Consider the following 24,822-nt stretch of genomic DNA (forward strand, 5'->3'; position numbering starts at 1 on the left):
CATGGGCCGCTTACCTGCCGACGATCGCCGCCAGCGTCAGATGCGCCACCACATGGGCGATGATGGCCGCCTCGAGGCCGTAGCGCCAGAACAGGAAGCCCGCGATCACGCCGAACGCCGCGTTGGCCCCGGTCAGGTGCAGCACCACCGGCCAAGCGAGCGGTCCGGCGAGCCCTACCGCGGCGGGCAGATGCGCGAGCCCGAACACCAGCGCACTGAGCGCGATCGCCACCCACACCAACCACGTGGCCGGGGTACCCAGGCGCCGCTGCACGACGCGCCACAGCGCCCACACCAGCAGGCTCATCAAGCCCCAGCGCACCAGCACTTCCTCGGTCACGCCGCCGTAGAGCAGCCGCACGGCCAGCGGCAGCGAGGCGCTGTGGACGGGCGCCGCGGCTTGGGGCGCCGTCGCGATCAAACCCCACAGCAGCACGCCAGCAAGCACGCCGCCGACCAGGCCCGGCAAGCACTGCGGAAGCAGCGCGCGCCACGGTGTCCGGCCCGACGCCAGCGCCGCGATCGCGGGCGCCCGCAGCCCGACCTTGCCGGCGAGCGCCGCACCGGCGAAGGCCGCCAGCGCCAGCAACAACGCGCTCTGCACGCCGCTGGCCAGCGCGACGGCCCACATCGCCACGGGAAGGCGTTGGTGCTGCAGCAGCACGGGCACGCCGAGCCATGCCATGGCGGCCACGCCGAGCAGGCCGGCACACAAGGTCAGCAGGAAGAGGCGGCGGGTCTGACTGCGCGCGGGAATTGGCTTGGTGTCGATGGCTTGCGTCTGCATTGTTGTTTTGGAATCTGCCAACGGCGCTGCTAACGGATCTGCTCGTACTCGTAGGCGCCGAGGATGTAGTCGTTCAAAAACTCGCCTTTCGACGAGGCATCCATGAAATCTCGATGGACGCTGGCCGGGACGTCGAAGTAGCGATAGAGATTGCCGCTGACGAATTCGACGAAGAGCTTGCGCCCGTGGTAGTCGTAGCCGATCGCGGCCACGACGGACGATTCGACGGGTTCGAGATGCATGGCTGGGGTCCTCGTCCAGGCCTGAAGCGCAAACAAAAAGGGGTTACGTTCGCACGTAACCCCTTTTTACTACAGTGGTGGGCCTTCCGTGAGTCGAACACGGCACCAACGGATTATGAGGTTGCTGGTCGAAATTTTGGCCCCTTAAAAATCAACCACTTATGAGCATCAAGTTGCTGTTTTTTGAGATAACGCTTTTATGTAGCCTAGGAGTAGCCTTGCGTGACCAGACAACAAAGAGTCCACAGCTCTCAGCAAAGGTCCTCTGTCCATAGCCCTTCGCTCTCTCGCGCCGCACCCCGCTAAGGCCCGCCAGCTATACGTGAGACTTGTTTTCTCACCACCGAGGACGAACGCGTGTTCGGGAGTTCGTACACCGAAGTCATTTGCTCAAGGCCATTATTTATCCGCCGTAGCCCGGGCAAAGCTTGTGGTACCAACCATCTTGCTGTGAATGAGAGGGGCGATGCCAGCACCTCGTTCTCCCAGAGCAATTTTTGCCCCAACAGCAGACCGCCCCGGAGGCTTGCCAACGGCATACCTCCCTGACGAACAGCCAGTCCGGCAAGTGAGGGCACGAGAGATTGATAGAAGCTGCTATCTTAAGAGCGACCGTCTCTTCATCGACACAACAAGGGGGCTTCTCACCAACTCATGAGAGGGGAGTCCGTGGCGTTCTATGACAATGAAAATGCGGTCTAAAAAACCGACATACCAGCGAAATATCAGTGGCACGAAAGCCTGGCGCAAAACCATCGAGCCGTGGGATCCTGGCATGTTGTGGCATGGCTAGCAATCAAGAGCACCGGGGAAAATCCAGCAGTAGATATCAACCAAAGATTGAGATCAAGTTTTCCGCTTCGCTTCATTTCATAGTGATTTTTAATATTCCCGCCATTGACATCAAATAGATAATAAAATTTATCTTTTTGTCAATAGGTCACGCAATACCCAAGGCAAGCAACCAAGATGATTGCATCACCCGAGAAAATTTACAGGTTTATTTTTGGCCTGCAGAGCACAAAGACGATTCTATGTGCCCCTGAGACATCATCGCCATTGTGTAGGATAGTGAAATCAAGGAAGCCGTTACACTCACCATTGGAAATTGAGGATGGTGCGCGAGGCAGAGAAGGCTAATGGAGCCAAAGTTTATGGAATTGAGAAGCTTGACCTTAAATGGCAGAAGGCATGGACGATATGAATTCTATATTGATGAGAGCGGAAACACCGGAGATCTCAGCAAAACAAAAGCCGATCTTAGCTTTGGGGGACAACCAGTTTTTTGCCTGGCCGCTGTAGGGATTTCTGATGAGAAAAAACTTACGGAAGAGCTAAATTCGCTGAAAAGGAAGCACAACGTCCAAGCCGACGAAATCAAACTAAGCAAGGTTATAAAGAAAAAGCCAAATTTTGCCCTTGAAGCTACTGAGCTTGTGGCCAAAAATGGCTTCCCATTTTTCATAGAAATTGTCGATAAGAAGTATCTGTTAGCAGTCAGCATCACAAATGGCTTTATCTGGCCGCCATACTTCAACACCGAAGAATCCCAACAAACGGTATGGCTCAAGAATATCTTTGCAGATTATGTTTATCACAATATTCCTGATGAGATATTTTTCAGGTTTGTTCGATGCTTGGATAACCCATCCAATGACAAGACCAATGAGTTCTTCGATCTATTGAAGGACTGCGTCAGCACGCACGATCATGAGATGGCACAGGAAATCGCCTCGCAGGTAGAAGAAAGCAAGGATGATTTCCTCTTGATGATCGAACAAGAAGGCGAAAAAGCCTACGAGCGATTTTTGCCTGTCCCTGATTCTGGCAAACGGGGGCAAGATGTTTGGCTCCTTCCGAATTTTTCGTCATTTACCAACATCTATGCCAGAATTAATCTTCGCCTTTCAGGAAACCTGACTGGCTGCAAGATATTCCATGATGAGCAAGCTCATTTCGATGAAATCATTGCGTTTGCGAAAATGCAAATCGAAGGCATCGAAATGGATAAATTCGGCTACAAGCCACCGTTCTCAGATTACAACATCACTCAATCTGCCAGCTTATTTTTCAAAGCCTCGCCAGAAAGCACAGGGATACAGCTCGCTGACATCGTTGCAGGCTTAGCCATGCGTTGGTATTGGACTCATCTACAAAAAAAGAGACTTTCGATCCTCGATCAAGCAATGGATCTATTGCGAAGCCATAGCGACAGAATCAATGGCATTGGCATCAACATGGTTGCACCGCACAACATGGCCCAACAACTCTTTGGAGTTCACGGATACTAGCCCAATCCTTGATAAGCATAAAAGGCACCCTGATTGAAGTAGGGCCTTTTTGCTCGATCAACCAGCAATCAGTGATGAAAAAGAGAATACCGCCTCTCCAAGTGCTGACCAAGAAGATGAACTAGCACTGCCGGTACTATCCATATCAGAACCAGGATAGCAACATATCCAAAATCCACCACACCCTTCTGGTGTTTCAGTGCAATAAAGAAGATTGGACAAAGAGCCAGTTCCAGCAGGAATATAAATGCCGTATTGCCATGCTCTCTCAGGTGTTTATATGACTCAGCCAAATCGACAAGCCTTGAATTTGTTACTTCACCACTATTCCCCTCATCATCCTCCCACGCACTCTTCTCCGCCTTAACACCCCGCCTTTTTGATAACCGGTTTAGGTAAGCGTAAGCAATGCTCGCCTCATAGCCCTGATTAAACCCAAATAATTCCTGTCGAGCGTAAACCTCATAAAGCCGAACAAGCTGGACGGCAGAAAATATCACTACAGCACCAACGGCCAGCCACAGCATATCTTTCCATGCAGAGATGTAGGCAAGCACGGCAAATATGATTGAATGACCATACGGGTTCAACCAATGATTCCCCATTGTCCCCTTTCTATCCACGAAATCCAAGACTCGCGTAGAATGGAAAACAAGGATGGGGTAGGAAGCAATGTAGCAATAGAGTGAGCCAAACAAGAGCCAGATAAGGAGATGAGCGGTTCCAAAATCATTCCAATCTGTCAGCAAGAAAGTTGGGATATAGTTACCGATAGAATCTTTGACATTGATACCCAACCATCTCACAATGACCATTCCCGCAAGGGATGGCAGAAAGTAACGAACAAGATAGTTCTCCCACCAACGAGTTGTAGCGGAGTCATTACTCATGTTTTTCCTTTTTATGCCGCATCAATAGACTCGACGCTTATTTCGATTAATGCCTCACATGAAATGGAGCATGAGGCGACCAATAGAGTTGGTCAGATCACGAGCAAAAAGAGCAAGCCATCGTTGTGAGTCGTCGGCAAAGTGAGACTCGCTGAAGCCATTCCTTGAGTTCGCAATTGCATTGGTCAAGGTCGGCATGGCATTGACGATCTCGACGGGAAACGGCCCCTGCGCCTGTAATTTCCTGCTGATGTCGTCCTTTACAGCCTTGCACAAGGGCATCAGGTCGGACAGCCCTGCCTGTTCTGGAACGTGCTTGCGAACATACGTCTTGTAGAGTCCTTCAAGGCAGGTGTAGCTCAGCGTTGTTGCCCTGTTATACTGGTGAGCATCAATGGCGTGATCAATTTCCTTGAGGCTATTGTTCAGCTTCTCAGAGTTCCACAAGTCCAAAGGTACAAACGTTGTAGGTACCGCTCGACTACCACCAAACACAATGTCCCTGATCGTTTCGGCCGCAGTCTTGTCATGCGGCTCAATGTGATCTACAAACACACGGTAAAGTCGGAAGCGTTGAGGCTCAGAAAGCCCTTGGATCAGATCCCAGTAAAAATCTTTGCGAGAGTTGGACTTGCCCTGGCTTTGCCTCAAAGCAAGCAATTGTTGATAGCTGGGCGAACCGGGATCGACCTGCTGAACCATACGGCAAAACGTTGAGCCCCCAACATAGAGCTCCTTGTTCTCGCTGTTGAGAGATGCAAACAGGTAGTTATACGCGGCGATCCAATTGACGTTCTGGTTCATTTCGCACCCGCCGTCTCGGCAAGCGACAGTTGTGTGACAGCGACAGGTTCAACGAACTTATTTAGCTCTTCCTGTTGCTCCAGAAGAAACGGTGCTTCCCTTACCTGTTCATAGAGCTTGAGCAATCGTTGTTCGGCTCTGCTCAGAATGATGCTATAGAGCAAGGGCTGAATTTTGACCTTGTCATTGTCTTCGGTGCGGGTCCCACCTTCCCCACTTTCAATCTGGTCACCAAGAACGAAGCCATCTACCCGTGTCTCAGGCTGAATGTAGCCCTTCTTCTTCAGCTCCTTCACATACTTCCAAATCTGCTCCTTTTCCTTGGAGCCGAGCGAGAGCTTGGTGGTTTTCAGATCAACGATTACAAGGTGGCCGACGCCAACCTCTTCGTGATCTTCGTTGTAAGACGGAAGGGAATAGAAGCCTGTGCTAGCGTCACCACGAATGACAAAGTCAGGACGGTTCAGCGAAGCCTTCTCCGCCTTGCCATCAAATAGCTCACGGATGACCGTCGTCATCCCTTTGTTGGACGTGAAGTGAATTGATTCAAACTTGTCGCCAAACATCCAAAGACCCTTGGCAAACAGAGGTTGAAGTTCCTTGACCTCGTCAATGCCTGCCACCTGAATCTTGATCCGCAGTTCGTTGATGACCTTCAAGCGCCCTTGGATCTCGTCGAGCACCACCTTCGCCATGCCAATGGTCCATTGGCTCAGCACTTCATGAAGGGCGTCCAAGTCGTTCGGAGCTTGGTTGTGCAAGATCTCCAGCAAGCCATACTGCGATTTGCTCTTCTCCAGCTTCGCCAGGATGGAGGTGAGCTGAACGACTTCCTGCTCACCAAAGTTCGGGCATGTATCCACAACCTCATTGACGAAGGTGGTAACTCGCTCCCTGCTCAGTAGCGGAAGAAGATTGACCGACTCGCCAACACGTTCCAGAACTGCGATCCGCTTCCCTTCGCGTTCGGCATAGCTCGTGTTGGAAATGATCTCCTTGATCTTGTCTTGAACGATTGACCTGGTCTTCAGCCATGCCTCGTTGTTGTCCTGGAAACCGGACCAATCCTCCTTGACCGCATTTTCCTTGTTCAAAAAATCAGCCTGAACAATGAAGGTAAAACGCTTGGCCTTCTCGGTTCGGCCATCAAGAATGCGCTCCACATCTGTCCCGCGCCACTTGCAGTCACCCACTGCGCGATTCGTCACCCACCACGCGATCCCATGCTGTTTGGTGGTCTTATCGGCCTTACGGGTATCAATGTGGTAGATCTTCACCGTGCCATAGCCTGGCACATCAACGTCGACAATGGATAGGGATGACTTGCTGATATCGGCAAACGAAATCGGCGCCCCATTCAGGATGACCTTGAAGGAAGGATTGGCGAGGAACCGCCCACCCAGAAGCTCTCTAGCCTGCTCCACGGAGAGGTTGACCTGACGGATTTCACCTTCACCGGTGATGGTCGTTCCATGCCCCTCCACATCCTTCTCAACGAACTCCACGAGTTCAGTGATCAGCGGTTTGTTGGGTGTCCTGCTGACTTTGTAAACGAACTTCTGGCCGTCTTTTATCGAGGTGATCTGGTAGTTCTTCGTAAGGCAAAAGCTGGCAAATCGGCCCTTGCCATTCTTGCCGAAGACGAAGCGAGGAAGGCCTTCTACGCCTGGTGGCGGCACAGTTGTGGCACCACCCTTGGCGATGCGGTCATAGGACATCGCACGCCAGATGTAATCGAACTCGGCCTTCGTCATGCCCTTGCCATTGTCCGAGATGGAGAACTGCTTGTTGCTCTTCGGATCGGGCCAGCTTATTTTGACCTCAGTGGCATAGGCATCCCAAGAGTTGGCAACGAGTTCGACAATGGCCGTGCTGGGATTGGTGATAATTGCACCTGCCCAGCTTTCAAGAAAGCGATCTTCATAGAAGAGGTCTTCCTGCTGCAATCTTGCATTGTTTGACGAATCGGACATCACCCCTCCAGAGAGATTTTTATTTTTCGCCAGCGTTTTTGTTCCAGTCTTTAAGCTACGCCAGCTTTTTTCCTATCTTGATCTCGAATCCTAGGCGAGTAGGCTATACCATCAAACCCTTCCATGCCCTTAGGCCGATACGTTTCACCCGTAACAGAAGGGCGAGCATGTCGATACTCACAATCATAGCCTAGCTCTTTCATGGATCTAGCATTTAAAACCACCAGACATAACGGGCGTAAAAAAAAGCTCCCGAAGGAGCTTTCTAAAGGTATTTGGTGGGCCCCCCGGGAGTCGAACCCGGCACCAACGGATTATGCTTACCAGCTATGGCTTTCGCCACCCCTTTCGGGTTTGTGGTCTGGACTGTCTCTTGTCTTTACGACCTGCCCGTACAGTCTCTACACGTTCTCTCGAAGAGAGCTTCGCTCGGGATTGCCACGCTGCTAGAGCAGCAGAGGTTTCCCCGAATTTGAGCAGTTCTACCAAGGGGCAGAGCCAACTTACCCCAAGGCAACCCATTCCGTGCGGTCCGTACTCTTGCAAGCTGTAGGACGGCACTTGCTAAGTCCGCTGCTCTAACCAAGCATGAGCTAGAGGCCCAAAAACTGGTTATTTTACCGCAATTGGCCCCTGCTTAAAGAGGGACTTCTTGTAGCCTACGTGAGCACAGCAATTCGGATGCCAGAAAACTCCCTTATTTTTCGTACTCACCGATTATGAGTCCGCTGCTCTAACCAGGCATGAGCTAGAGGCCCGGAAGCGTTCAGCTGCCTTCCAGGAAGCTCTTGAGCTTGTCGGAGCGGCTCGGGTGGCGCAGCTTGCGCAGTGCCTTGGCCTCGATCTGACGGATCCGTTCACGGGTGACGTCGAACTGCTTGCCGACCTCTTCCAGCGTGTGGTCGGTGCTCATTTCGATGCCGAAGCGCATGCGCAGCACCTTGGCTTCGCGCGGCGTCAGCGAGTCCAGCACGTCCTTGACCACGTCGCGCATCGAGCCATGCAGCGCGGCCTCGGCCGGCGCCAGCGTGTTCGTGTCTTCGATGAAGTCGCCCAGATGGGAATCGTCGTCGTCGCCGATCGGCGTTTCCATCGAGATCGGCTCCTTCGCGATCTTCATGATCTTGCGGATCTTGTCCTCGGGCATCTCCATCTTCTCGGCCAGCGTCGCCGGATCCGGCTCGTTGCCGGTTTCCTGCAGGATCTGGCGCGAGATGCGGTTCATCTTGTTGATCGTTTCGATCATGTGCACCGGGATACGGATGGTGCGCGCCTGATCGGCGATCGAACGCGTGATGGCCTGACGGATCCACCAGGTCGCGTAGGTCGAGAACTTGTAGCCGCGACGGTATTCGAACTTGTCCACCGCCTTCATCAGGCCGATGTTGCCCTCCTGGATCAGATCCAGGAACTGCAGACCGCGGTTGGTGTACTTCTTGGCGATCGAAATCACCAGACGCAGGTTGGCCTCGGTCATCTCGCGCTTGGCCTCGCGGGCGCGCTTCTCGCCCTCGGACATCTTGCGGTTGACTTCCTTGAGCTCCTTCAGCGGCAGCACCACGCGGGCCTGCAGGTCGATCAGCTTCTGCTGCAGCTCGTGCACGGCCGGCACGTTACGCTCGACGATCGGGCTGTACGGCTTGTTGTCGGCGACGACCGTATGGATCCAGTCCAGATTGGTCTCGTTGCCCGGGAAGCGGGCCACGAAATCGGCGCGCGGCATGCCGCACTTGTCGACCACGATGTTCAGGATTGCGCGTTCGAGCTTGCGCACTTCGTCGACCTGGCCGCGCAGCGTGTCGCACAGACGCTCGACGTTGCGGGCGGTGAAGCGGATGCCCATCAGTTCGTTCTGGATGGCTTCCTGCGCCTTGATGTAAGGCTTGGACTTGTAGCCCTCCTTCTCGAACGCACGGCGCATCTTGTCGAACTGGTCGGCGATCACGCGGAATTTTTCCAGCGCGGCAACCTTCAGTTCTTCCAACTGGCGTGCCGAGGCGCCGGCGCCGGCGGCGTCGTCATCCTCTTCCTCGTCGGCTTCCTCGTCGTCCGATTCGAGTTCCTCGTCGTCGGAGGCGGCCGCCGCAGCCGGCGTCACGCCGACTTCCTCGACTGCCTCTTCGGCGTTCGGATCGATCAGGCCGTCGACGAATTCGTCGATCTTGATCTCGTCATTGGCGACGCGCTCGGCGTGCGCCAGGATTTCGGAGATCGTGACCGGGCAGGCCGAGATCGCCATCACCATGTCCTTCAGGCCGGCCTCGATCCGCTTGGCGATCTCGATTTCGCCTTCGCGGGTCAGCAGCTCGACGGTACCCATCTCGCGCATGTACATGCGCACCGGGTCCGTGGTGCGGCCGAACTCCGAGTCGACCGTCGACAGCGCGGCTTCGGCCTCTTCCTCGGCTTCTTCCTCGCTGGTGGCGGACGGGGCATTGTCGTTGAGCAGCAGCGTCTCGGCGTCGGGCGCCTGCTCGTAGACGGCGATGCCGATGTCGTTCAGCGTCGCGACCAGGGTGTCGATCGTCTCCGAATCGACCATGTCGTCCGGCAGGTGATCGTTGATCTCGGCATAGGTCAGGTAGCCGCGCGACTTGCCCAGCTTGATCAGTGCCTTGAGCTTCTGGCGGCGCGCTTCGAGCTCTTCCTCGGTGCCCTGCTGGGCCGAGGCGAACTCCTTGAGCAGCGCCTTTTCCTTGGCCTTGCGGTCCTTGGCCTTCTGCTTCTCGGTCTTCGGGGCGGCCGCCGGCGCGGCGGCACGCGTGTCGTCTTCGTAAAGCTCGTCGTTCACGTCGTCAGTATGGCTTTCATCTTGCAGCATCTCGGCCTTGGGCTTGCGGCCGCGCTTCTTGGGCTCCGGCGCGACGGCTGCAACGGGCTGCTGGGATGCTACGGGTGCGGAGGTGGCGGCGCGCGCCTTGGACGCCGCCGCGGTGGCGCCGGACTTGGCGCTGGCGGTCTTGGCGCCGGCGGCTGCCGTTCGCTTGCTCTCGACTTCGGTGTTCTGCTGTTTCGCCACGGGGATACTCTTGCCTTTAACAGGTTCGGACGCGGCACGTTTGCCGCCCGCTGTTGCCGTATGCGCGCTTGCGCTCGCGCTTGCATTGGCGTTCTTGCCGCTCTCGCGTGCCGAAGTCGAGGGCTGTTTCTCGGATGCGCGGGTTCTGGTGGGTGTCGTCGTTGCGGCCGCCTTGGCGGGACGCGCGGACTTGGCTGGCGCAGACCTGGCTTGCGTCGCAGATCGCGTGGCGGGCTTTTCCGCCGCGGTCGCTTGTGTCGACGCCTTGCCGCTCCCGGAACGGGGAGCCTTAGTGGAAACCTTTTCGGTTGCTTTGGCCTTTGCCATTGGCACGCTCACTTTCACCAGAACTGGAGAGAAAGATTTCGCAATCCAAACCGGCTATTGTAGCACGTCGCCACTAGCCGGCCTTCCCGACAGGTGAGGTTTTCACCTGAAAAATCAAGGCTTAAGCCCAAAACCCACGGACTTTTCCCTGTTTTGCTGCCCTTCTGTCACCTGGCCGCGTGCCTGTCTTCGGTATGGCGGCCAGATTCCGTTTTTCAACCAAGACGCTTGCGCCGATGGATCTCCGCGATCAGCCAGCGCATGCGCGTCTTGCCCGCCTCGTCCGCCGTGCCGTTCTCCAGCGCCGACTGCAGCTGCGCCAACTCGCGCTGCAGCGGCTCGATCAGCAGCTTGGCGATCGCCGCATCGAATTCCAGCGTCGCCGGCTCCTCGTCGATGTCCTCGCGCAGCACGCCGGCGCGCACATTGGCATAGACGTCGGCAAACGGCGACTGCGCCAGCTGCTCGCTGAAGGCGGCGAAATTGACCTCGCCCTCCAGCGCGTCGCAACTGGCCACCAGATGGGACAGCACCTCGGAGCCGCCGGACTCGGCATCGAGCAGCAGCGCACGGGCGTCGTCGTCCAGCCGGGCCGACAGCGCCGGATACCGCATCAGCAGTTGCAGCACGCGCTGCTCCAGCCCGGCCGGTGCCTGCCGCCGCGCACGCGCTCGCGGCTGGGCAAAGCGGCCGACCCGGGCGGCGTCGCTGCCCAGGCCGCACACCGCCTCGATCTCGGCCGGCGTGGTATCGGTGGCCTCGGCCAGCTCGCGCACGATCTGCAGGCGCAGGCCGCCGGCCGGCATCGCCTTGAGCAGCGGCTTGGCCTCGTACTGCGCGCGCGCCCGTCCCTCCGGCTGCCGCAGATCCTGCTCTTCGGTCACGCATTGCAACAGGAAGCGCGACAGCGGCATCGCATCGCGCACCTGCGCGGCGAAGGCGTCGGTGCCCTCCTCGCGGACATAGCTGTCGGGATCGTGCTCGGCGGGCAGGAACAGAAAGCGGATGGTCTTGTTGTCGGCGACGTAGGGCAGGCACGCCTCGAGCGCACGGCGCGCGGCACGGCGCCCGGCGGCGTCGCCGTCGAACGAGAACACCACCGCGTCGGTCTGGCGCAGCAGCTTCTGCACATGCACGGGGGTACAGGCCGTGCCCAGCGTGGCCACCGCGTTGGCGAATCCGAGTTGAGCCAGCGCCACCACATCCATATAGCCTTCGACCACCAGCACGTAGCCGGTTTCCCGGATCGCATGCCGCGCCTCGAACAGCCCGTACAGCTCGGTACCCTTGCTGAACAGCGGCGTTTCGGGCGAATTCAGATACTTGGGCTCGCCCTGCCCCATCACGCGGCCGCCGAAACCGATCACCTGCCCCTTGGTATTGCGGATCGGGAACATGATGCGATCGCGGAAGCGGTCGTAGCGGCGCGGCTTGCCGTCGGCGTCGCGTTTTTCGCTCTCGATCAGCAGGCCCGCCTCGATCAGCGGCCCCGCGATGGCGTCGTCGCGATAGCTGCCGAATACCGATTCCAGCCCTTGCCAGTCGTCCGGCGCATAGCCCAGGCCGAACTGCGCCGCGATCTCGCCCGTCAATCCGCGTCCCTTCAGGTACTGGATCGCCGTCGGCGCCCCACGCAGTTGCCGGCGGTAAAACTCGCTGGCCCTAGTCATCGCCTCGGACAGCGCCAGCGACTTGGCCTGCTGTTCGGCACGCTGCGCCGGCGGCAACCGGTCGCGCTCCTCGGGCACCGACAGACCGACCGATTGCGCCAGTTCGCGCACCGCGTCGGGATAGCTCTGGCCGGAATACTCCATCAGGAAGCCGATGGCCGACCCATGCGCGCCGCAGCCGAAGCAATGGTAGAACTGCTTGGCCGGCGACACTGTGAACGATGGTGACTTCTCGTTATGGAAGGGGCACAGCCCCATGAAGTTCGCGCCTCCCTTCTTCAGCTGGACATACTTGCCCACCACATCGACGATATCGACGCGGTTCAGCAGGTCCTGAATGAAGGATTGCGGAATCACCCGGTTGGCCGTCCTGACGACGGGGCCGCCGCGAAGTTCGGGCGACCCTTGTAGAAATGCAAGCCGGGCGGTGCTGCACCCGGCAAAGAGTGAAATTATTGTAGTGCGCCGATCGCAGCTTGCCAGAAATTTGTGACTATATTGCCACTATGCTGTGCTGCGGCACGCGATCGCACGGGTGCGGCGCGCTATTTGCCGGTCAAGGCGGCCCTGACCTGGCCGGACACGGCGCTCATATCGGCGCGGCCTGCCAGCCGGCCTTTCAGCAGCGCCATCACCTTGCCCATGTCCTGCGGACCGGCGGCGCCGCTCTCGGCGACCGCCTTGGCGACTTCGGCGGCCACTTCCGCCTCGGACAGCGCGGCCGGCATGTAGACCTGCAGCACCTCGACTTCGGCGCTCTCCTTGTCCACCAGATCGGTGCGGCCCGCTTGCTGGAACTGGGAAATCGAATCCTTGCGCTGCTTGATCAGCTTCTCGACCACGGCCAGCACGGCCGCGTCGTCCAGTTCCGTCCGCTCGTCGACCTCGCGCTGCTTGATCGCGGCCAGCAGCAGCCGGATCGTGCCGAGCCGCTCCGACTCGCGCGCCCGCATGGCGGCCTTCATGTCATCGCTGATTCGTTGCTTGAGGGACATGGCAATCTTTCCAGGTGAACTCGTCAGCACAAAGCCGCGACGAGCGAGGACGGACAGGGAAGCGCAGCACCAACACAAAAACCCGCCGGAGCAAGGCCCACAGCGGGTCGGGATGCTGACGCGGAAAGGCGATCAGCCGATCGACTGGTCGATCAGTACAGCTTCTTCGGCAGCATCTGGCTGCGAATGCGCTTGTAGTGGCGCTTCACCGCCGCTGCCTTCTTGCGCTTCCGCTCTGCCGTCGGCTTTTCATAAAACTCGCGCGCCCGCAGTTCAGTAATCAAACCGTTCTTTTCGATGGTGCGCTTGAAGCGTCGCATCGCAACTTCAAACGGCTCGTTTTCTTTGAGGCGAATCGTGGTCATGTGCCAAAAAAGGAGTTAGCGGTTTTACGAAGACTTGGAGTCTAGCACGGAATCCGTCAAGCGTGCGCGTTTACGGCGATGCTGCGACCCCATTGCCGGCCGCCTGGGCGGCGGTCCGTGCGTTCTCCGCAACAGCCTTGCCGGCGGCGACGCCGGACGCCCAGGCCCACTGGAAATTGTAGCCACCGAGCCAGCCGGTGACATCGACCACCTCACCGATGAAGTACAGATTCGGCACCGAACGCGCCATCATCGTGCTCGAAGACAGCGCGCGGGTATCGACGCCACCCCGGGTCACCTCGGCCTTGCGGTAGCCCTCGGTGCCGGACGGCACCAGTTGCCAACGGTTCAGCGCCTCGCCCAGCTTGCGCAGCGCCTTGTCCGGCAGATCGTGCGGCAGCCTGGCGGCATCGAGTCCCGCGGCTTTGCACCAGGCTTCGGCCAGCCGCGCCGGCATCCGCGCGGCCAACAGATTGCCCAGATGCTTGCGGGTGCCGTTCTTGGCCTCGAGCAGCCAGGCCGCGGCGTCCTCGCCCTCGAACAGGTCGATGGTGATGGGTGTGCCCGGACGCCAGTAGCTGGATATCTGCAGCACCGCCGGGCCGGACAGCCCGCGGTGCGTCCACAGCAGATCCTCGCGGAAGGCGCCGGCCTCCTTGCCCTTGCCGGTGGCGATATCGACTTCCTTCGACAGCCCGGCCAGCGGCGCGAACGGCTGCCAGGCGGCGCCATCGAACGTCAGCGGCACCAGCGCCGGCCGCGTTTCGACGATCGGCAGGCCGAACTGGCGCGCGATCCGGTAGCCGAAATCGGTGGCGCCGATCTTCGGGATCGACAGGCCGCCGGTGGCGACGACGAGCGCGCCGGCCCCGACCGGCCCGTCGGGCGTCAGCAGCAGAAAATCGTCGCCTTCGCGCCGGATCTCGGCCACCGTGCAGCCGGTGCGCCAATGCACCTGCCCGGCGCCGCATTCGGCGCGGAGCATCTCGATGACCTGCTCGGCGCTGTCATTGCAGAACAGCTGGCCACGATGCTTCTCGTGCCAGTCGATGCCGTGGCGGCGCATCAGTGCGAGGAAGTCCTGCGGCGTATAGCGTGCCAGCGCCGAGCGGCAGAAATGCGGGTTGTCGGACAGGTAATTGGCGGGACCGGCATGCAGATTGGTGAAATTGCAGCGCCCGCCGCCGGAGATGCGGATCTTCTCGGCAAGCCGCGTGGCGTGGTCGATCAGCACCACGCGGGCACCCTGCTGCCCCGCCACCGCGGCGCACATCATGCCGGCCGCCCCGGCGCCGAGCACGGCGACGTCGTAACGTCCGCCCACGGACGAGGACGACCGCCGACGCGACTGCTCGGGCGATAATGGGCGCGCCGATGGCTGGGCTGCTGGGTGCGACTGTGGCATGACTGTCCCGCTGGAGAATCGGCAATTGTAGCGAAAAGCGGGCCACGGCCTGCTGTGCTACCCTCGCAGGCTTTGCCCCGCGGCCCTTGGCCCCCGGCCCTTGGCTCTACGTTCCGCACCCCACCATGCTCGTTCTCGGCATCGAATCCTCCTGTGACGAAACCGGCCTGGCCCTCTACGACTCCGAGGCCGGCCTGCTCGCGCACGCGCTGCATTCGCAGATCGCGATGCATCGCGACTACGGCGGCGTGGTGCCGGAGCTGGCCTCGCGCGACCATATCCGCCGCGTGCTGCCGCTGCTGCAGCAGGTGCTGGACGAGGCCGGGCGCAAGCGCGGCGACATCGACGCGATCGCCTTCACGCAGGGTCCGGGTCTGGCCGGCGCGCTGCTGGTCGGCGCCTCGGTGGCCAACGCACTGGGCTTCGCCCTCGATGTGCCGATGCTGGGCGTCCATCATCTCGAAGGCCATCTGCTGTCGCCGCTGCTGACGCCCAATCCGCCCGCCTTCCCCTTTGTCGCGCTGCTGGTATCGGGCGGCCACACGCAACTGATGGAAGTACGCGGCATCGGCGACTACGCGCTGCTCGGCGAGACGCTGGACGATGCCGCCGGGGAAGCCTTCGACAAGACCGCCAAGCTGCTGGGCCTGGGCTACCCCGGTGGGCCCGAAGTGTCGCGGTTGGCGGAGTTCGGCCTGCCGGGCGTCTACGAGCTGCCGCGGCCGATGCTGCATTCGGGCAATCTGGATTTTTCGTTCGCGGGCCTGAAGACCGCGGTGCTGACGCAGGCCCGCAAGCTCGGCAACATCTGCGAGCAGGACCGCGCCAACCTCGCGCGCGGCTTCGTCGACGCGATCGTCGACGTGCTGGCCGCCAAGTCGATGGCCGCGCTGAAGGCGACCGGCCACAAGCGGCTGGTGGTGGCCGGCGGCGTGGGCGCCAACCGCCAATTGCGCGAGCGGCTCGACGAGCTCGCGGCCAAGCGGCGCGCACAGGTGTTCTATCCCGATCTCGCCTTCTGTACCGACAACGGCGCGATGATCGCCTTCGCCGGTGCGATGCGGCTGCAGGCGGCGCCGCAGCTGGCGCAGCGCGAGTACGGCTACGGCGTCACGCCACGCTGGGATCTGGCCGATCTGCGGCTGCCGGCGGCGCAATGACGGACGCCTGAGCCGCGCGCCGCATCAACAAAAACGCCACCCATCGGGTGGCGTTTTTGTTGGCTGTCGGCAATCAGCCCAGCCGCTTGTCGCGCTCGATCACCGCATAGGCGCTGTGGTTGTGGATCGACTCGAAGTTCTCCGCTTCCAGCACATAGGCGACGATGCGCTCGTCGGCGTTCAGCCGCATTGCGATGTCGCGCACCAGGTCCTCGACGAACTTCGGATTCTCGTAGGCGCGCTCGGTCACGTATTTCTCGTCCGGACGCTTGAGCAAACCCCACAGCTCGCACGAGGCCTCTTCTTCGGCCATCCGCACCAGCGCCTCGATCGGCAGATCGGCGGCCAGCTCGACGCACATCGTGATGTGCGAGCGCTGGTTGTGCGCGCCGTACTGCGAGATTTTCTTCGAGCACGGGCACAGGCTGGTGACCGGTACCAGCGCCTTCAGCCAGACCCTGGTGACGCCGTCGCGCACTTCGCCGATCAGCGTGACCTCGTAGTCCATCAGCGAAGCGACGCCGGACACCGGCGCGACCTTGTTGATGAAATACGGGAAGCTGACCTCGATACGGCCGGCCTGCGCTTCGAGCCGCTGCAGCATCTTGCCCACCAGCGCGCGGAACGAGGCCAGATCGAGCGGCTCGCGCTCGTCCTCGAGCAGCGCGACGAAGCGCGACATATGCGTGCCCTTCTGGTCGGCCGGCAGATGCACGTCGAGGTTGAAGGTGCCGACGGTCGGATGCACACCCTGAGGGCTACGCAGCGTGAGCGGGTAACGCACGCCACGCACGCCGACGCGCTGGATCGGGATCTGGCGCGTGTCCAGGCTCGATTGCACATCGGGCATCACGAAGGCCGGATTGATGTCATTCATGACGGATTTCCTCGGTTTCCTTTACGGTCGCGGCATCTTCGCAGTCCACCTTGCCGCGCAACGAGTGTGAAACCACGGGCGCGCCGGAAAACACGGCGGCGCCAGCCCGCAGCTGCGAACACGAAAACCAGCGATTCTAAGGGAATTCGGGTGATGCCGCCCGCACCGGGCCGATGGCAGCCGGTGCGGGTGCGTGGGAACGACCGCTCAGGCGGCCTTGGTTGCTGCGGCGGATGCCGCCGTGGCAGCGGGCGTCGCCAGGCCGAAACGCTCGCGTACCGAGCGTTCGATGCCGCCCGCATCCAGCCCGCATTGCGACAGCAGGAAGGCGGGATCGCCGTGGTCGACGAAGTGGTCGGGCAAGCCGAGCTGCAGCACCGGGATCTCGATGCCGGCCGCGGCCAGCGCCTCGAGCACCGCGCTGCCCGCGCCGCCCATCACCACGCCCTCTTCCACCGTGACGAGGTAGTCGTGCTCGCGCGCGAGCGTCTTGACCAGCTCCACATCGAGCGGCTTGACGAAGCGCATGTTGGCCACCGCGGCGTCGAGCTTCTCGGCCGCACCCAGCGCGGGATGCACCATCGAGCCGAACGCCAGCACGGCGACCCGCTGACCGGCGCGCGCGCCGCAGCTGCGGCGCATCTCGCCCTTGCCGACCGGCAGCGTCTCCAGCGAGGCCTGCGTCGCCACGCCCGGCCCCGCGCCGCGCGGATAGCGCACCGCGGTCGGGCAGTCCTGCGCGAAGGCCGTGCTCAGCAACTGGCGGCATTCGTTCTCGTCCGCCGGCGTCATCACCATCATGTTGGGGATGCAGCGCAGATAGGCGATATCGTAGGCGCCGGCGTGGGTCGCGCCATCGGCGCCGACCAGGCCGGCGCGGTCCAGCGCGAACACCACCGACAGGTTCTGCAGCGCGACGTCGTGGATCAACTGATCGTAGCCGCGCTGCAGGAAGGTCGAATAGATCGCCACGACGGGCTTCAGCCCCTCGCACGCCATCCCGCCGGCGAAGGTCACCGCATGCTGCTCGGCGATGCCGACGTCGTAGTAACGGTCCGGGAAACGCTGCTCGAATTCGACCATGCCCGAGCCTTCGCGCATCGCCGGCGTGATGCCGATCAGGCGCGGATCGGCCGCGGCCTGATCGCACAGCCATTCGCCGAACACCTGCGTATAGGTCTTGCGCGCCGGCTTGGCAGCCGGACGGATGCCTTCGGCGGGATTGAACTTGCCGGGGCCGTGATACAGGATCGGATCGGCCTCGGCCAGCTTGTAGCCCTGGCCCTTCTTGGTCACCACATGCAGGAACTGCGGACCGGCGCCTTCCAGCGCGCGGCGGCGGATGTTCTGCAGCGTCGGCACCAGCGAATCGAGATCGTGGCCGTCGATCGGCCCGATGTAGTTGAAGCCGAATTCCTCGAACAGCGTGGCCGGCACCACCATGCCCTTGGCATGTTCCTCGAAGCGCTTGGCGAATTCGAGCACCGGCGGCGCCACCGACAGCACGCGCTCGATGCCCTTCTTGGTCGCCGCATAGAACTGCCCGCTGAGCAGCCGCGCCAGATGCCGGTTCAGCGCGCCGACCGGCGGCGAGATCGACATGTCGTTGTCGTTGAGCACCACCACCAGTGGCAGGTCCTTGTAGACGCCGGCATTGTTCATCGCCTCGAAGGCCATGCCGGCGGTCATCGCGCCGTCGCCGATCACCGCGATCGACACGCGCTGCTCGCCCAGCGTGCGCGCGCCGAGCGCCATGCCGAGGGCGGCCGAAATCGAGGTCGACGAGTGCGCGGTGCCGAAAGTGTCGTATTCGCTCTCGCTGCGGCGGGGGAAGCCCGAGATGCCGTTCCACTGGCGCAGCGTCTGCATGCGCTCGCGCCGCCCGGTCAGGATCTTGTGCGGATAGCTCTGATGGCCGACGTCCCACACCAGCCGGTCGACCGGGGTGTCGAACACATAGTGCAGCGCGATCGTCAGTTCGACCGTGCCGAGATTGGACGACAGATGGCCGCCGGTCTGCGAGACGGACTCCAGCACGAAGGCGCGCAGTTCGTCGGCCAGCGTGGTCAGCTGGCGGCGGTCGAGCTTGCGCAGGTCCGCGGGGTCGTCGATGGTATTGAGCAATGCGTAAGTCATGGTATCCGTCCTGCCGCCGGATTCTCCCGTCCGGCTCGTCGTTTTACGGCGATCGGTCGCGTGGCGCGCTGTCAATGCGTGCGCAGCACGATCAGGTCGGCCAGGTCCGCCAGCCTTGCGGCGCGGGCGCCGAAATCGCCCAACGCCTTGCGCGCGTCGTCGCGCAGTCTGGCGGCCAGTTCTCGGGCCTTCTCCAGGCCCAGCAGCGACACATAGGTGGGCTTGTGCTGCTCGGCATCCTTGCCGGCGGTCTTGCCCAATGTGGCGGTATCCGCGGTAACGTCCAGAATATCGTCTACCACCTGGAACGCCAAACCGATCGCCGCGGCATAGCGGTCCAGCGCCGCCAGCCCCGCCTCGTCGATGTGCCCGCACAGCGCGCCCATGCGGATGCTGGCGCGCAGCAGCGCCCCCGTCTTCATCCTGTGCATGGTTTCCAACTGGTCCAGCGACATCGGCTGGCCGACATGCTGCAGGTCGATCGCCTGGCCGCCGGCCATGCCGATCGAGCCCGAGGCGCGGCCCAGTTCGGCGACCAGCCGCAGCCGCGCCGCGGGTTCGAGCGCGTCGGTCTCGGCCAGCACGATGAAGGCCTGGGTCTGCAACGCATCGCCGACCAGCAGCGCAGTGGCCTCGTCATAAGCCTTGTGCACGGTTGGCCGGCCGCGACGCAGATCGTCGTCGTCCATGCACGGCATGTCGTCGTGCACCAGCGAATACGCGTGAATCATCTCGACCGCACAGGCCGCCGCGTCGCAGGCCCGCGGGTCGGCCCCGCCGACCTCGCCGGCCGCATGGACCAGCAGCGGGCGCACCCGCTTGCCGCCGCCCAGCGCCGCATAACGCATCGCCTCGTGCAGCCGCGCCGGCAGGCGGTCCGCCGGCGGCAAGGCGGCCGCCAGCGCCGCTTCGGTGCGGGCGGCCTGGTCCTGCATCCACTGCGCGAAGGCGGTCATTCGGTCTCTGCCTGATTGCCCGGCTCGGCCAGGGGCTTGAGCGCGTCGCCCTCGAGCACCTTGACCTGCTGCTCGATGCGCTCGAGCATCTGCTGGCAATACTTGACCAGTTCGGCACCGCGCCGGTAGGCCGCCAGCGATTCCTCCAGCGGCAGGGCACCGCTTTCCATGCTGGTGACCAGCGCTTCGAGCTCGGCCATGGCGGCCTCGTACGAGGCCGGCGGCGCGCTGGTGGGGACCTGCTCGACGTCGCCGGCTGGCACGGTGGTTGTCTTTGGCATAAAGGTTTCGATCCAGAAACCGCGATTTTACGGCAAATCGCCGCGGCCAAGCCCGATCCGATGGAGGGGGTCGGCGCGGCCGGGACGCAAACCCGTCCAAGTCCCTCGCCACACGCGCTCAACAAGATAACGACACATCACTTTTAATCTTGTCAGTGCCCTCGGTCGCGCCAAAAAGGCAAAAAAATCAGACCCTTATGCCAGGGGTAGGGTACAATCCCCGGTTCGTCAGCGAAAACCGGGGCACCGTGCCCCGCGCATCGGGTCTGACCGTCTTTCCCATATCGATTTCAATTTCGATGGTTGGGTTGTTCACTGCTTTCGCCTGTTTATTAGGGAGTGGGGATAATGTCCAATCTCAGCACCGCGCTGAACCTTGCGCCGGCTGATACACAGCTGCCCGTCCGTGCATACTTCGACGAGGCCTTGCATCAACAGGAACTGGAGCTGCTGTTCAAGAAGGGCCCGGGCTATGTCGGCCACGCGCTGATGGTGCCCGAAGTCGGCGACTACCATACGCTTGCCGCCGAGGAAGAAGGCCGCATGCTGGTGCGCAACCCGGAAGGCATCGAGCTGATGTCCAACGTCTGCCGCCATCGCCAGGCCATCATGCTGAACGGCCGCGGCAACGCCTCCAATATCGTCTGCCCGCTGCACCGCTGGACCTACGATCTGAAGGGCGAGCTGCTCGGCGCCCCGCATTTCGCCCAGCAGCCGTGCCTGCACCTGAAACGTTCGCCGCTGCAGAACTGGAACGGCCTGCTGTTCGAGGGCGAGCGCGACGTGCGCACCGACCTCGCGCGCCTGGGCGTCTCGCAGGACCTGAACTTCGACGGCTACATGCTCGACCACGTCGAGGTCCACGACTGCGACTACAACTGGAAGACGTTCATCGAGGTCTACCTCGAGGACTACCACGTCGTGCCGTTCCACCCGGGCCTGGGCAGCTTCGTGTCCTGCGACGACCTGAAGTGGGAGTTCGGCGAGTGGTACAGCGTGCAGACCGTTGGCCTGCATGCCGGCCTGAAGCGCCCCGGCAGCCCGACCTACCAGAAGTGGCACGACGCCGTGCTGCGCTTCAACAACGGCGAGCTGCCCAAGCATGGCGCGATCTGGCTGACCTACTACCCGAACGTGATGGTCGAGTGGTACCCCAACGTGCTGGTCATCTCGACGCTGCACCCGATGGGACCGCGCAAGACCCGCAACGTGGTCGAGTTCTACTACCCGGAGGAGATCGTGCTGTTCGAGCGCGAGTTCGTCGAAGCCGAGCGGGCCGCCTATATGGAGACCTGCATCGAGGACGACGAGATCGCCGAACGCATGGACGCTGGCCGACTGGCGCTGATGAAGCGCGGCGACAACGAAGTCGGCCCGTACCAGTCGCCGATGGAAGACGGCATGCAGCACTTCCACGAGTGGTATCGGCGAGCGATGGGACCGGCGGCCTGAGCGCCGGCCGTTCCCTGCCCCAAGACGGACCGCCACGGCGGTCCGTTTTTATTTGCGCCGGCCCGGACGTTGCGGCTTCGCACGCTGTTGGGCGATGACCGCCCATGGGCTTTGGTGCATTGCATCAGCACTGCTACAATCGGCTCGCCCAAGCGGCTGTCACCTCACTTGCCGCCCGGCACGCTGCCGCGCCGCCTGGCGCGGCGCCGCGTATCCGACTTCCCGCCGTTCTCGCCTTTCCTCGCCATGCAATCGCTCTGGATGCTGTTCGCCGCCTTCTCGTTCTCGCTGATGGGGGTGGGCGTCAAGCTGGCTTCCGAGATGTACACCACCGGCGAGATCGTGTTCTACCGCAGCATGATCAGCATGCTGATCATCTGGGCGATCCTGGCTTCGAGCGGCATCTCGGTGCGCACGCCCCACATGACCACGCACATCAAGCGCAGCCTGTTCGGCGTGACCGCGCTGATGCTGTGGTTCACCTCGATCACCCTGCTGCCGCTGGCCACGGCGATGACGCTGAATTACATGTCGCCGGTCTGGATCGCGCTGATCGTCGGCGCCGGCGCGGCGCTGGCCGGTACAGCGGGCGGCGCCGACCGCAAGCTGATCGGCGCCATCGTGATGTCGTTCGCGGGCGTGATCTGCCTGTTGCAGCCCTCGGTCGGCAAGGATCAGCTGACCGGCGGCCTGGTCGGTTTGATTTCCGGCATGTTCACGGCGCTGGCCTATGTCGAGGTGCGGCAGCTCGGCCAGCTGGGCGAACCCGAAGGCCGCATCGTGTTCTATTTCTCGCTGGTCGGCACGCTGGCCGGGCTCGTCTGGATGATGTTCTCCGGTGTCAGCAGCCACACCTGGCACGGCGCCGGTCTGCTGCTGGGCATCGGCATCCTCGCCACGCTCGGCCAGACCGCGATGACGCGTGCCTACAAGCGCGGCAACACGCTGCTGACGGCGAACCTACAGTACGCCGGCATCGTGTTCTCGAGCCTGTGGGGCATGATGATCTGGAACGACGCGCTGAACTGGCTGTCGTGGCTCGGCATGGGCCTGATCATCGCCAGCGGCATTGCGACCACGCTGACGCGCGCGCGGGAGAGCACCAGCCAGCCGACGGCGGCCACGCCCGTCAAGTCGGCGGAGGCGGAGGTGCATCCCGAGGTGTAGGCCCTCGGCCCGGGACTGCGCTCTCCCCGGCGCTCTCCCGCAAGCGGGAGAGGGAGAGCATCTCGGGCAAAATCGGCACGGCAAGCATGCCGCACCGGCCCCCGTCAGCCTCGCGCCGATAGCGGCTGGCGTCACTTTCGGCGATCATCGGGATTCCTCGACGATCCGTCGCCACTAGACAGGTTTCACGATGCCCCAAGCCGTTTGGACCACGCTGATCCCCTGCGCCGACCTGCATGCGCTGCGCCAGGATCCGGGCCGGCACAGCGTGCTGATCGATTGCTCCTTCGACCTGACCGATCCCGCCGCCGGCCGCGCGGCCTACCACCAGAGCCACCTGCCCGGCGCCTTCTATCTGCATCTGGACAACGAGCTGTCGGGCGAGAAGAGCGGCCGCAACGGCCGCCATCCGCTGCCCGACCCGGACGCGCTGACGGCGCGCCTGCGCGCCCTCGGCGTCAACGACGACAGCCAGGTGGTGGTCTACGACGCGCAGGGCGGCATGTATGCGGCCCGCGCCTGGTGGCTGCTGCGCTGGATCGGTCATGAAGCCGTTGCCGTGCTCGACGGCGGCAAGCAGGCCTGGGTCGCCGCCGGCCTGCCGCTGGAGAGCGGCACCACGCCCGAGCCCGAAGCCCATGCCGGCGGCAACCTGACCCGGCGCCCCTCGCGGGTCGGCACCGTCGATGCCGATACGCTGATGGCCAATCTGCAGTCGCCGAGCCTGCTGGTCGTCGACGCCCGCGCGCCGGATCGCTTCCGCGGCGAGAACGAAACGCTGGACCCGGTCGGCGGCCATATTCCCGGCGCGGTCAACCGCTGCTTCAAGGACAACCTGCAGCCCGATGGCCGCTTCAAGCCGGCCGAAGCGCTGCGTGGCGAATTCGGTGGCGTGCTGGGCACGACGCCGGCCGAGCGCGCGGTGATGCAGTGCGGCTCCGGGGTCACGGCCTGCCACAATCTGCTGGCACTGGAAGTTGCCGGAATGTCCGGCGCGGCGCTCTACCCGGGCTCGTGGAGCGAGTGGTGCGCGGATCCGGCGCGGCCGGTCGCGACTGGGGAGCGGTAAGCCTGCATCATCACCAGCCGGCCGTCCTCGTCGAGCGGCGGCTGGTGAGAATCAGCAATAGTCAGTGGTCGGCATGCGCATGGCCGGCACTGCCATGGCCGGCCTCGCCGTGCCCGTGGTGGTCGTGGGTGCCGTCGGTCACCCAGACGATCGCCGCAATGCCCGCGGCGACCAGCACCACCTGCACGATCGATTCGCGCCAGCGCGGCTTGCGCTGCATCTGCGGCATCAGATCGCTGACCGCGATATAGAGGAAGCTGCTGGCGGCGATCACCAGCACATACGGCACCCAGCTGCTCATCTCGTCGAGCAGGAAATACCCGACCAGCCCGCCGGCCACCGCGGCCAGGCTCGACAGCAGATTGAAGGCGAACGCGCGCGCCTTCGAGAACCCAGCGTTGAGCAGCACGATGAAGTCGCCGACTTCCTGCGGAATTTCGTGCGCGGCGATCGCCAGCGCCGTCACGATGCCGATCTTCGGGTCGGCCAGGAAGGCGGCGGCGATCACGATGCCATCGGCAAAGTTGTGGAAGGTATCGCCGACCAGGATGGTCAGCCCGCTGCGGCCGGCCTCTTCCCGATCATGGCCGTGATGGTGGTGATGCCCGTCGCCCTCGTGATGGTGCGAGTGACGCAGCAGCGAGATCTTTTCCAGCAGGAAGAAGCCGAGCAGGCCGGCCAGCAGCGTGCCGAACAGCGCGCGCGGATCGGCACCCGAGGCGAACGCCTCGGGCAGCGAATGCAGCAAGGCGGTGGCCAGCAGCACGCCGACCGAAAAACTGACCATGCGCTCCACCACACGCGAAGCCGCGGTCAGGGACAGCAAGGCGGCACCAAGAATGCTGCCCACGCCGGAAATCGCGGTGGCCAGCAGGATCAGGACGAGCGTGGAAAAGATGATGGGCTCCCGGAGGGTTCGCCCCTGCCCGTGTCGCGGGCCGCGCGGCGTGTCCGCG

At 62.0% G+C, this 24,822-nt stretch carries 20 protein-coding genes; 5 read left to right on the forward strand and 15 right to left on the reverse strand.

The window, feature by feature from the left end; genetic code table 11:
• Positions 1 to 10 precede the first annotated feature (10 nt).
• Both J5T34_RS10995 and J5T34_RS11000 read right to left on the reverse strand, forming a co-directional pair.
• Entirely contained in the window at positions 11 to 787 is a 777-nt protein-coding gene (locus tag J5T34_RS10995) for a CPBP family intramembrane glutamic endopeptidase (RefSeq protein WP_208579765.1), read from the reverse strand.
• A gap of 29 nt (positions 788 to 816) precedes the next feature.
• A complete protein-coding gene (locus tag J5T34_RS11000) occupies positions 817 to 1,029 on the reverse strand; it encodes a KTSC domain-containing protein (RefSeq protein ID WP_208579766.1) in 213 nt (70 codons plus the stop codon).
• A gap of 1,154 nt (positions 1,030 to 2,183) precedes the next feature.
• Here J5T34_RS11000 and J5T34_RS11005 point away from each other — a divergent pair.
• The gene (locus J5T34_RS11005) at positions 2,184 to 3,320 is read left to right on the forward strand and encodes a DUF3800 domain-containing protein (RefSeq protein WP_208579767.1); all 1,137 of its coding nucleotides are present in this window, start codon (positions 2,184 to 2,186) and stop codon (positions 3,318 to 3,320) included.
• Positions 3,321 to 3,388: 68 nt separating this feature from the next.
• On the opposite strand, the gene J5T34_RS11010 is transcribed toward J5T34_RS11005, so the two are convergent.
• The 8 genes from J5T34_RS11010 to J5T34_RS11045 form a co-directional block, all read right to left on the reverse strand.
• Complete coding sequence (locus J5T34_RS11010) at positions 3,389 to 4,210, reverse strand: hypothetical protein (protein WP_208579768.1); 822 nt, start codon at positions 4,208 to 4,210, stop codon at positions 3,389 to 3,391.
• Between the two features lie 54 nt (positions 4,211 to 4,264).
• Positions 4,265 to 5,014, reverse strand: a complete 750-nt coding sequence (locus J5T34_RS11015; protein ID WP_208579769.1) for a hypothetical protein — start codon at positions 5,012 to 5,014, stop codon at positions 4,265 to 4,267.
• Entirely contained in the window at positions 5,011 to 6,987 is a 1,977-nt protein-coding gene (locus J5T34_RS11020; RefSeq protein ID WP_244258824.1) for an ATP-binding protein, read from the reverse strand. Before J5T34_RS11020 ends, J5T34_RS11015 begins: the two co-directional genes overlap by 4 nt.
• 766 nt (positions 6,988 to 7,753) lie before the next feature.
• Positions 7,754 to 10,333 (reverse strand): RNA polymerase sigma factor RpoD, encoded by a 2,580-nt coding sequence (rpoD, locus tag J5T34_RS11025; protein WP_208579770.1) that lies wholly within the window; start codon positions 10,331 to 10,333, stop codon positions 7,754 to 7,756.
• 215 nt (positions 10,334 to 10,548) lie between these two features.
• Positions 10,549 to 12,360, reverse strand: coding sequence for a DNA primase (gene dnaG, locus J5T34_RS11030; protein ID WP_208579771.1), 1,812 nt, complete (start codon positions 12,358 to 12,360; stop codon positions 10,549 to 10,551).
• Positions 12,361 to 12,548: 188 nt separating this feature from the next.
• Positions 12,549 to 12,998, reverse strand: coding sequence for a GatB/YqeY domain-containing protein (locus J5T34_RS11035; protein ID WP_208579772.1), 450 nt, complete (start codon positions 12,996 to 12,998; stop codon positions 12,549 to 12,551).
• Positions 12,999 to 13,150: 152 nt separating this feature from the next.
• Positions 13,151 to 13,363, reverse strand: coding sequence for a 30S ribosomal protein S21 (rpsU, locus tag J5T34_RS11040; protein WP_006576196.1), 213 nt, complete (start codon positions 13,361 to 13,363; stop codon positions 13,151 to 13,153).
• Positions 13,364 to 13,433: 70 nt separating this feature from the next.
• Entirely contained in the window at positions 13,434 to 14,687 is a 1,254-nt protein-coding gene (locus J5T34_RS11045) for an NAD(P)/FAD-dependent oxidoreductase (RefSeq protein WP_208579773.1), read from the reverse strand.
• Between the two features lie 206 nt (positions 14,688 to 14,893).
• Here J5T34_RS11045 and tsaD point away from each other — a divergent pair, with 206 nt between their 5' ends.
• The gene (tsaD, locus tag J5T34_RS11050) at positions 14,894 to 15,928 is read left to right on the forward strand and encodes a tRNA (adenosine(37)-N6)-threonylcarbamoyltransferase complex transferase subunit TsaD (protein WP_208579774.1); all 1,035 of its coding nucleotides are present in this window, start codon (positions 14,894 to 14,896) and stop codon (positions 15,926 to 15,928) included.
• A gap of 73 nt (positions 15,929 to 16,001) precedes the next feature.
• Here the strand turns inward: tsaD and folE2 are convergent, their stop codons facing one another.
• The 4 genes from folE2 to J5T34_RS11070 all read right to left on the reverse strand — a co-directional run bounded on the left by folE2 (position 16,002) and on the right by J5T34_RS11070 (position 20,178).
• Positions 16,002 to 16,805: a GTP cyclohydrolase FolE2 gene (folE2, locus tag J5T34_RS11055; protein WP_208579775.1), complete on the reverse strand. Its 804-nt coding sequence runs from the start codon at positions 16,803 to 16,805 to the stop codon at positions 16,002 to 16,004.
• Positions 16,806 to 17,012: 207 nt separating this feature from the next.
• A complete protein-coding gene (gene dxs / locus J5T34_RS11060; protein WP_208579776.1) occupies positions 17,013 to 18,941 on the reverse strand; it encodes a 1-deoxy-D-xylulose-5-phosphate synthase in 1,929 nt (642 codons plus the stop codon).
• 71 nt (positions 18,942 to 19,012) lie between these two features.
• Complete coding sequence (locus J5T34_RS11065; protein ID WP_208579777.1) at positions 19,013 to 19,897, reverse strand: polyprenyl synthetase family protein; 885 nt, start codon at positions 19,895 to 19,897, stop codon at positions 19,013 to 19,015.
• Positions 19,894 to 20,178 (reverse strand): exodeoxyribonuclease VII small subunit, encoded by a 285-nt coding sequence (locus J5T34_RS11070; RefSeq protein ID WP_208579778.1) that lies wholly within the window; start codon positions 20,176 to 20,178, stop codon positions 19,894 to 19,896. The genes J5T34_RS11065 and J5T34_RS11070 overlap by 4 nt, the downstream gene beginning before the upstream one ends.
• 348 nt (positions 20,179 to 20,526) lie before the next feature.
• On the opposite strand from J5T34_RS11070, the gene J5T34_RS11075 reads away from it, so the two are divergent.
• The 3 genes from J5T34_RS11075 (at position 20,527) to J5T34_RS11085 (ending at position 23,866) form a co-directional block, all read left to right on the forward strand.
• Positions 20,527 to 21,630, forward strand: coding sequence for an aromatic ring-hydroxylating oxygenase subunit alpha (locus tag J5T34_RS11075; protein WP_208579779.1), 1,104 nt, complete (start codon positions 20,527 to 20,529; stop codon positions 21,628 to 21,630).
• Positions 21,631 to 21,876: 246 nt separating this feature from the next.
• The gene (locus J5T34_RS11080; RefSeq protein ID WP_174107591.1) at positions 21,877 to 22,797 is read left to right on the forward strand and encodes a DMT family transporter; all 921 of its coding nucleotides are present in this window, start codon (positions 21,877 to 21,879) and stop codon (positions 22,795 to 22,797) included.
• A 190-nt stretch (positions 22,798 to 22,987) separates the two neighbouring features.
• The gene (locus J5T34_RS11085) at positions 22,988 to 23,866 is read left to right on the forward strand and encodes a sulfurtransferase (RefSeq protein WP_208579780.1); all 879 of its coding nucleotides are present in this window, start codon (positions 22,988 to 22,990) and stop codon (positions 23,864 to 23,866) included.
• A gap of 61 nt (positions 23,867 to 23,927) precedes the next feature.
• Here the strand turns inward: J5T34_RS11085 and J5T34_RS11090 are convergent, their stop codons facing one another.
• Positions 23,928 to 24,716, reverse strand: coding sequence for a ZIP family metal transporter (locus J5T34_RS11090; protein ID WP_347880645.1), 789 nt, complete (start codon positions 24,714 to 24,716; stop codon positions 23,928 to 23,930).
• Between the last annotated feature and the right edge of the window lie 106 nt (positions 24,717 to 24,822).

Source organism: Cupriavidus gilardii (genome assembly GCF_017598945.1).
Taxonomy (GTDB): Bacteria; Pseudomonadota; Gammaproteobacteria; order Burkholderiales; family Burkholderiaceae; genus Cupriavidus; species Cupriavidus gilardii_E.

Excerpts from the sequence above, each read along its gene's own strand:
- tsaD (WP_208579774.1), top strand. The coding sequence starts at position 14,894 with ATGCTCGTTCTCGGCATCGAATCCTCCTGTGACGAAACCGGCCTGGCC.
- J5T34_RS11065 (WP_208579777.1), bottom strand. The coding sequence starts at position 19,897 with ATGACCGCCTTCGCGCAGTGGATGCAGGACCAGGCCGCCCGCACCGAA.
- J5T34_RS11020 (WP_244258824.1), bottom strand. The coding sequence starts at position 6,987 with ATGTCCGATTCGTCAAACAATGCAAGATTGCAGCAGGAAGACCTCTTC.
- J5T34_RS11075 (WP_208579779.1), top strand. The coding sequence starts at position 20,527 with ATGTCCAATCTCAGCACCGCGCTGAACCTTGCGCCGGCTGATACACAG.
- dxs (WP_208579776.1), bottom strand. The coding sequence starts at position 18,941 with ATGACTTACGCATTGCTCAATACCATCGACGACCCCGCGGACCTGCGC.
- J5T34_RS11035 (WP_208579772.1), bottom strand. The coding sequence starts at position 12,998 with ATGTCCCTCAAGCAACGAATCAGCGATGACATGAAGGCCGCCATGCGG.
- J5T34_RS10995 (WP_208579765.1), bottom strand. The coding sequence starts at position 787 with ATGCAGACGCAAGCCATCGACACCAAGCCAATTCCCGCGCGCAGTCAG.
- rpsU (WP_006576196.1), bottom strand. The coding sequence starts at position 13,363 with ATGACCACGATTCGCCTCAAAGAAAACGAGCCGTTTGAAGTTGCGATG.
- J5T34_RS11080 (WP_174107591.1), top strand. The coding sequence starts at position 21,877 with ATGCAATCGCTCTGGATGCTGTTCGCCGCCTTCTCGTTCTCGCTGATG.
- J5T34_RS11000 (WP_208579766.1), bottom strand. The coding sequence starts at position 1,029 with ATGCATCTCGAACCCGTCGAATCGTCCGTCGTGGCCGCGATCGGCTAC.
- J5T34_RS11070 (WP_208579778.1), bottom strand. The coding sequence starts at position 20,178 with ATGCCAAAGACAACCACCGTGCCAGCCGGCGACGTCGAGCAGGTCCCC.
- J5T34_RS11010 (WP_208579768.1), bottom strand. The coding sequence starts at position 4,210 with ATGAGTAATGACTCCGCTACAACTCGTTGGTGGGAGAACTATCTTGTT.
- J5T34_RS11015 (WP_208579769.1), bottom strand. The coding sequence starts at position 5,014 with ATGAACCAGAACGTCAATTGGATCGCCGCGTATAACTACCTGTTTGCA.
- J5T34_RS11005 (WP_208579767.1), top strand. The coding sequence starts at position 2,184 with ATGGAATTGAGAAGCTTGACCTTAAATGGCAGAAGGCATGGACGATAT.
- J5T34_RS11085 (WP_208579780.1), top strand. The coding sequence starts at position 22,988 with ATGCCCCAAGCCGTTTGGACCACGCTGATCCCCTGCGCCGACCTGCAT.
- rpoD (WP_208579770.1), bottom strand. The coding sequence starts at position 10,333 with ATGGCAAAGGCCAAAGCAACCGAAAAGGTTTCCACTAAGGCTCCCCGT.
- folE2 (WP_208579775.1), bottom strand. The coding sequence starts at position 16,805 with ATGAATGACATCAATCCGGCCTTCGTGATGCCCGATGTGCAATCGAGC.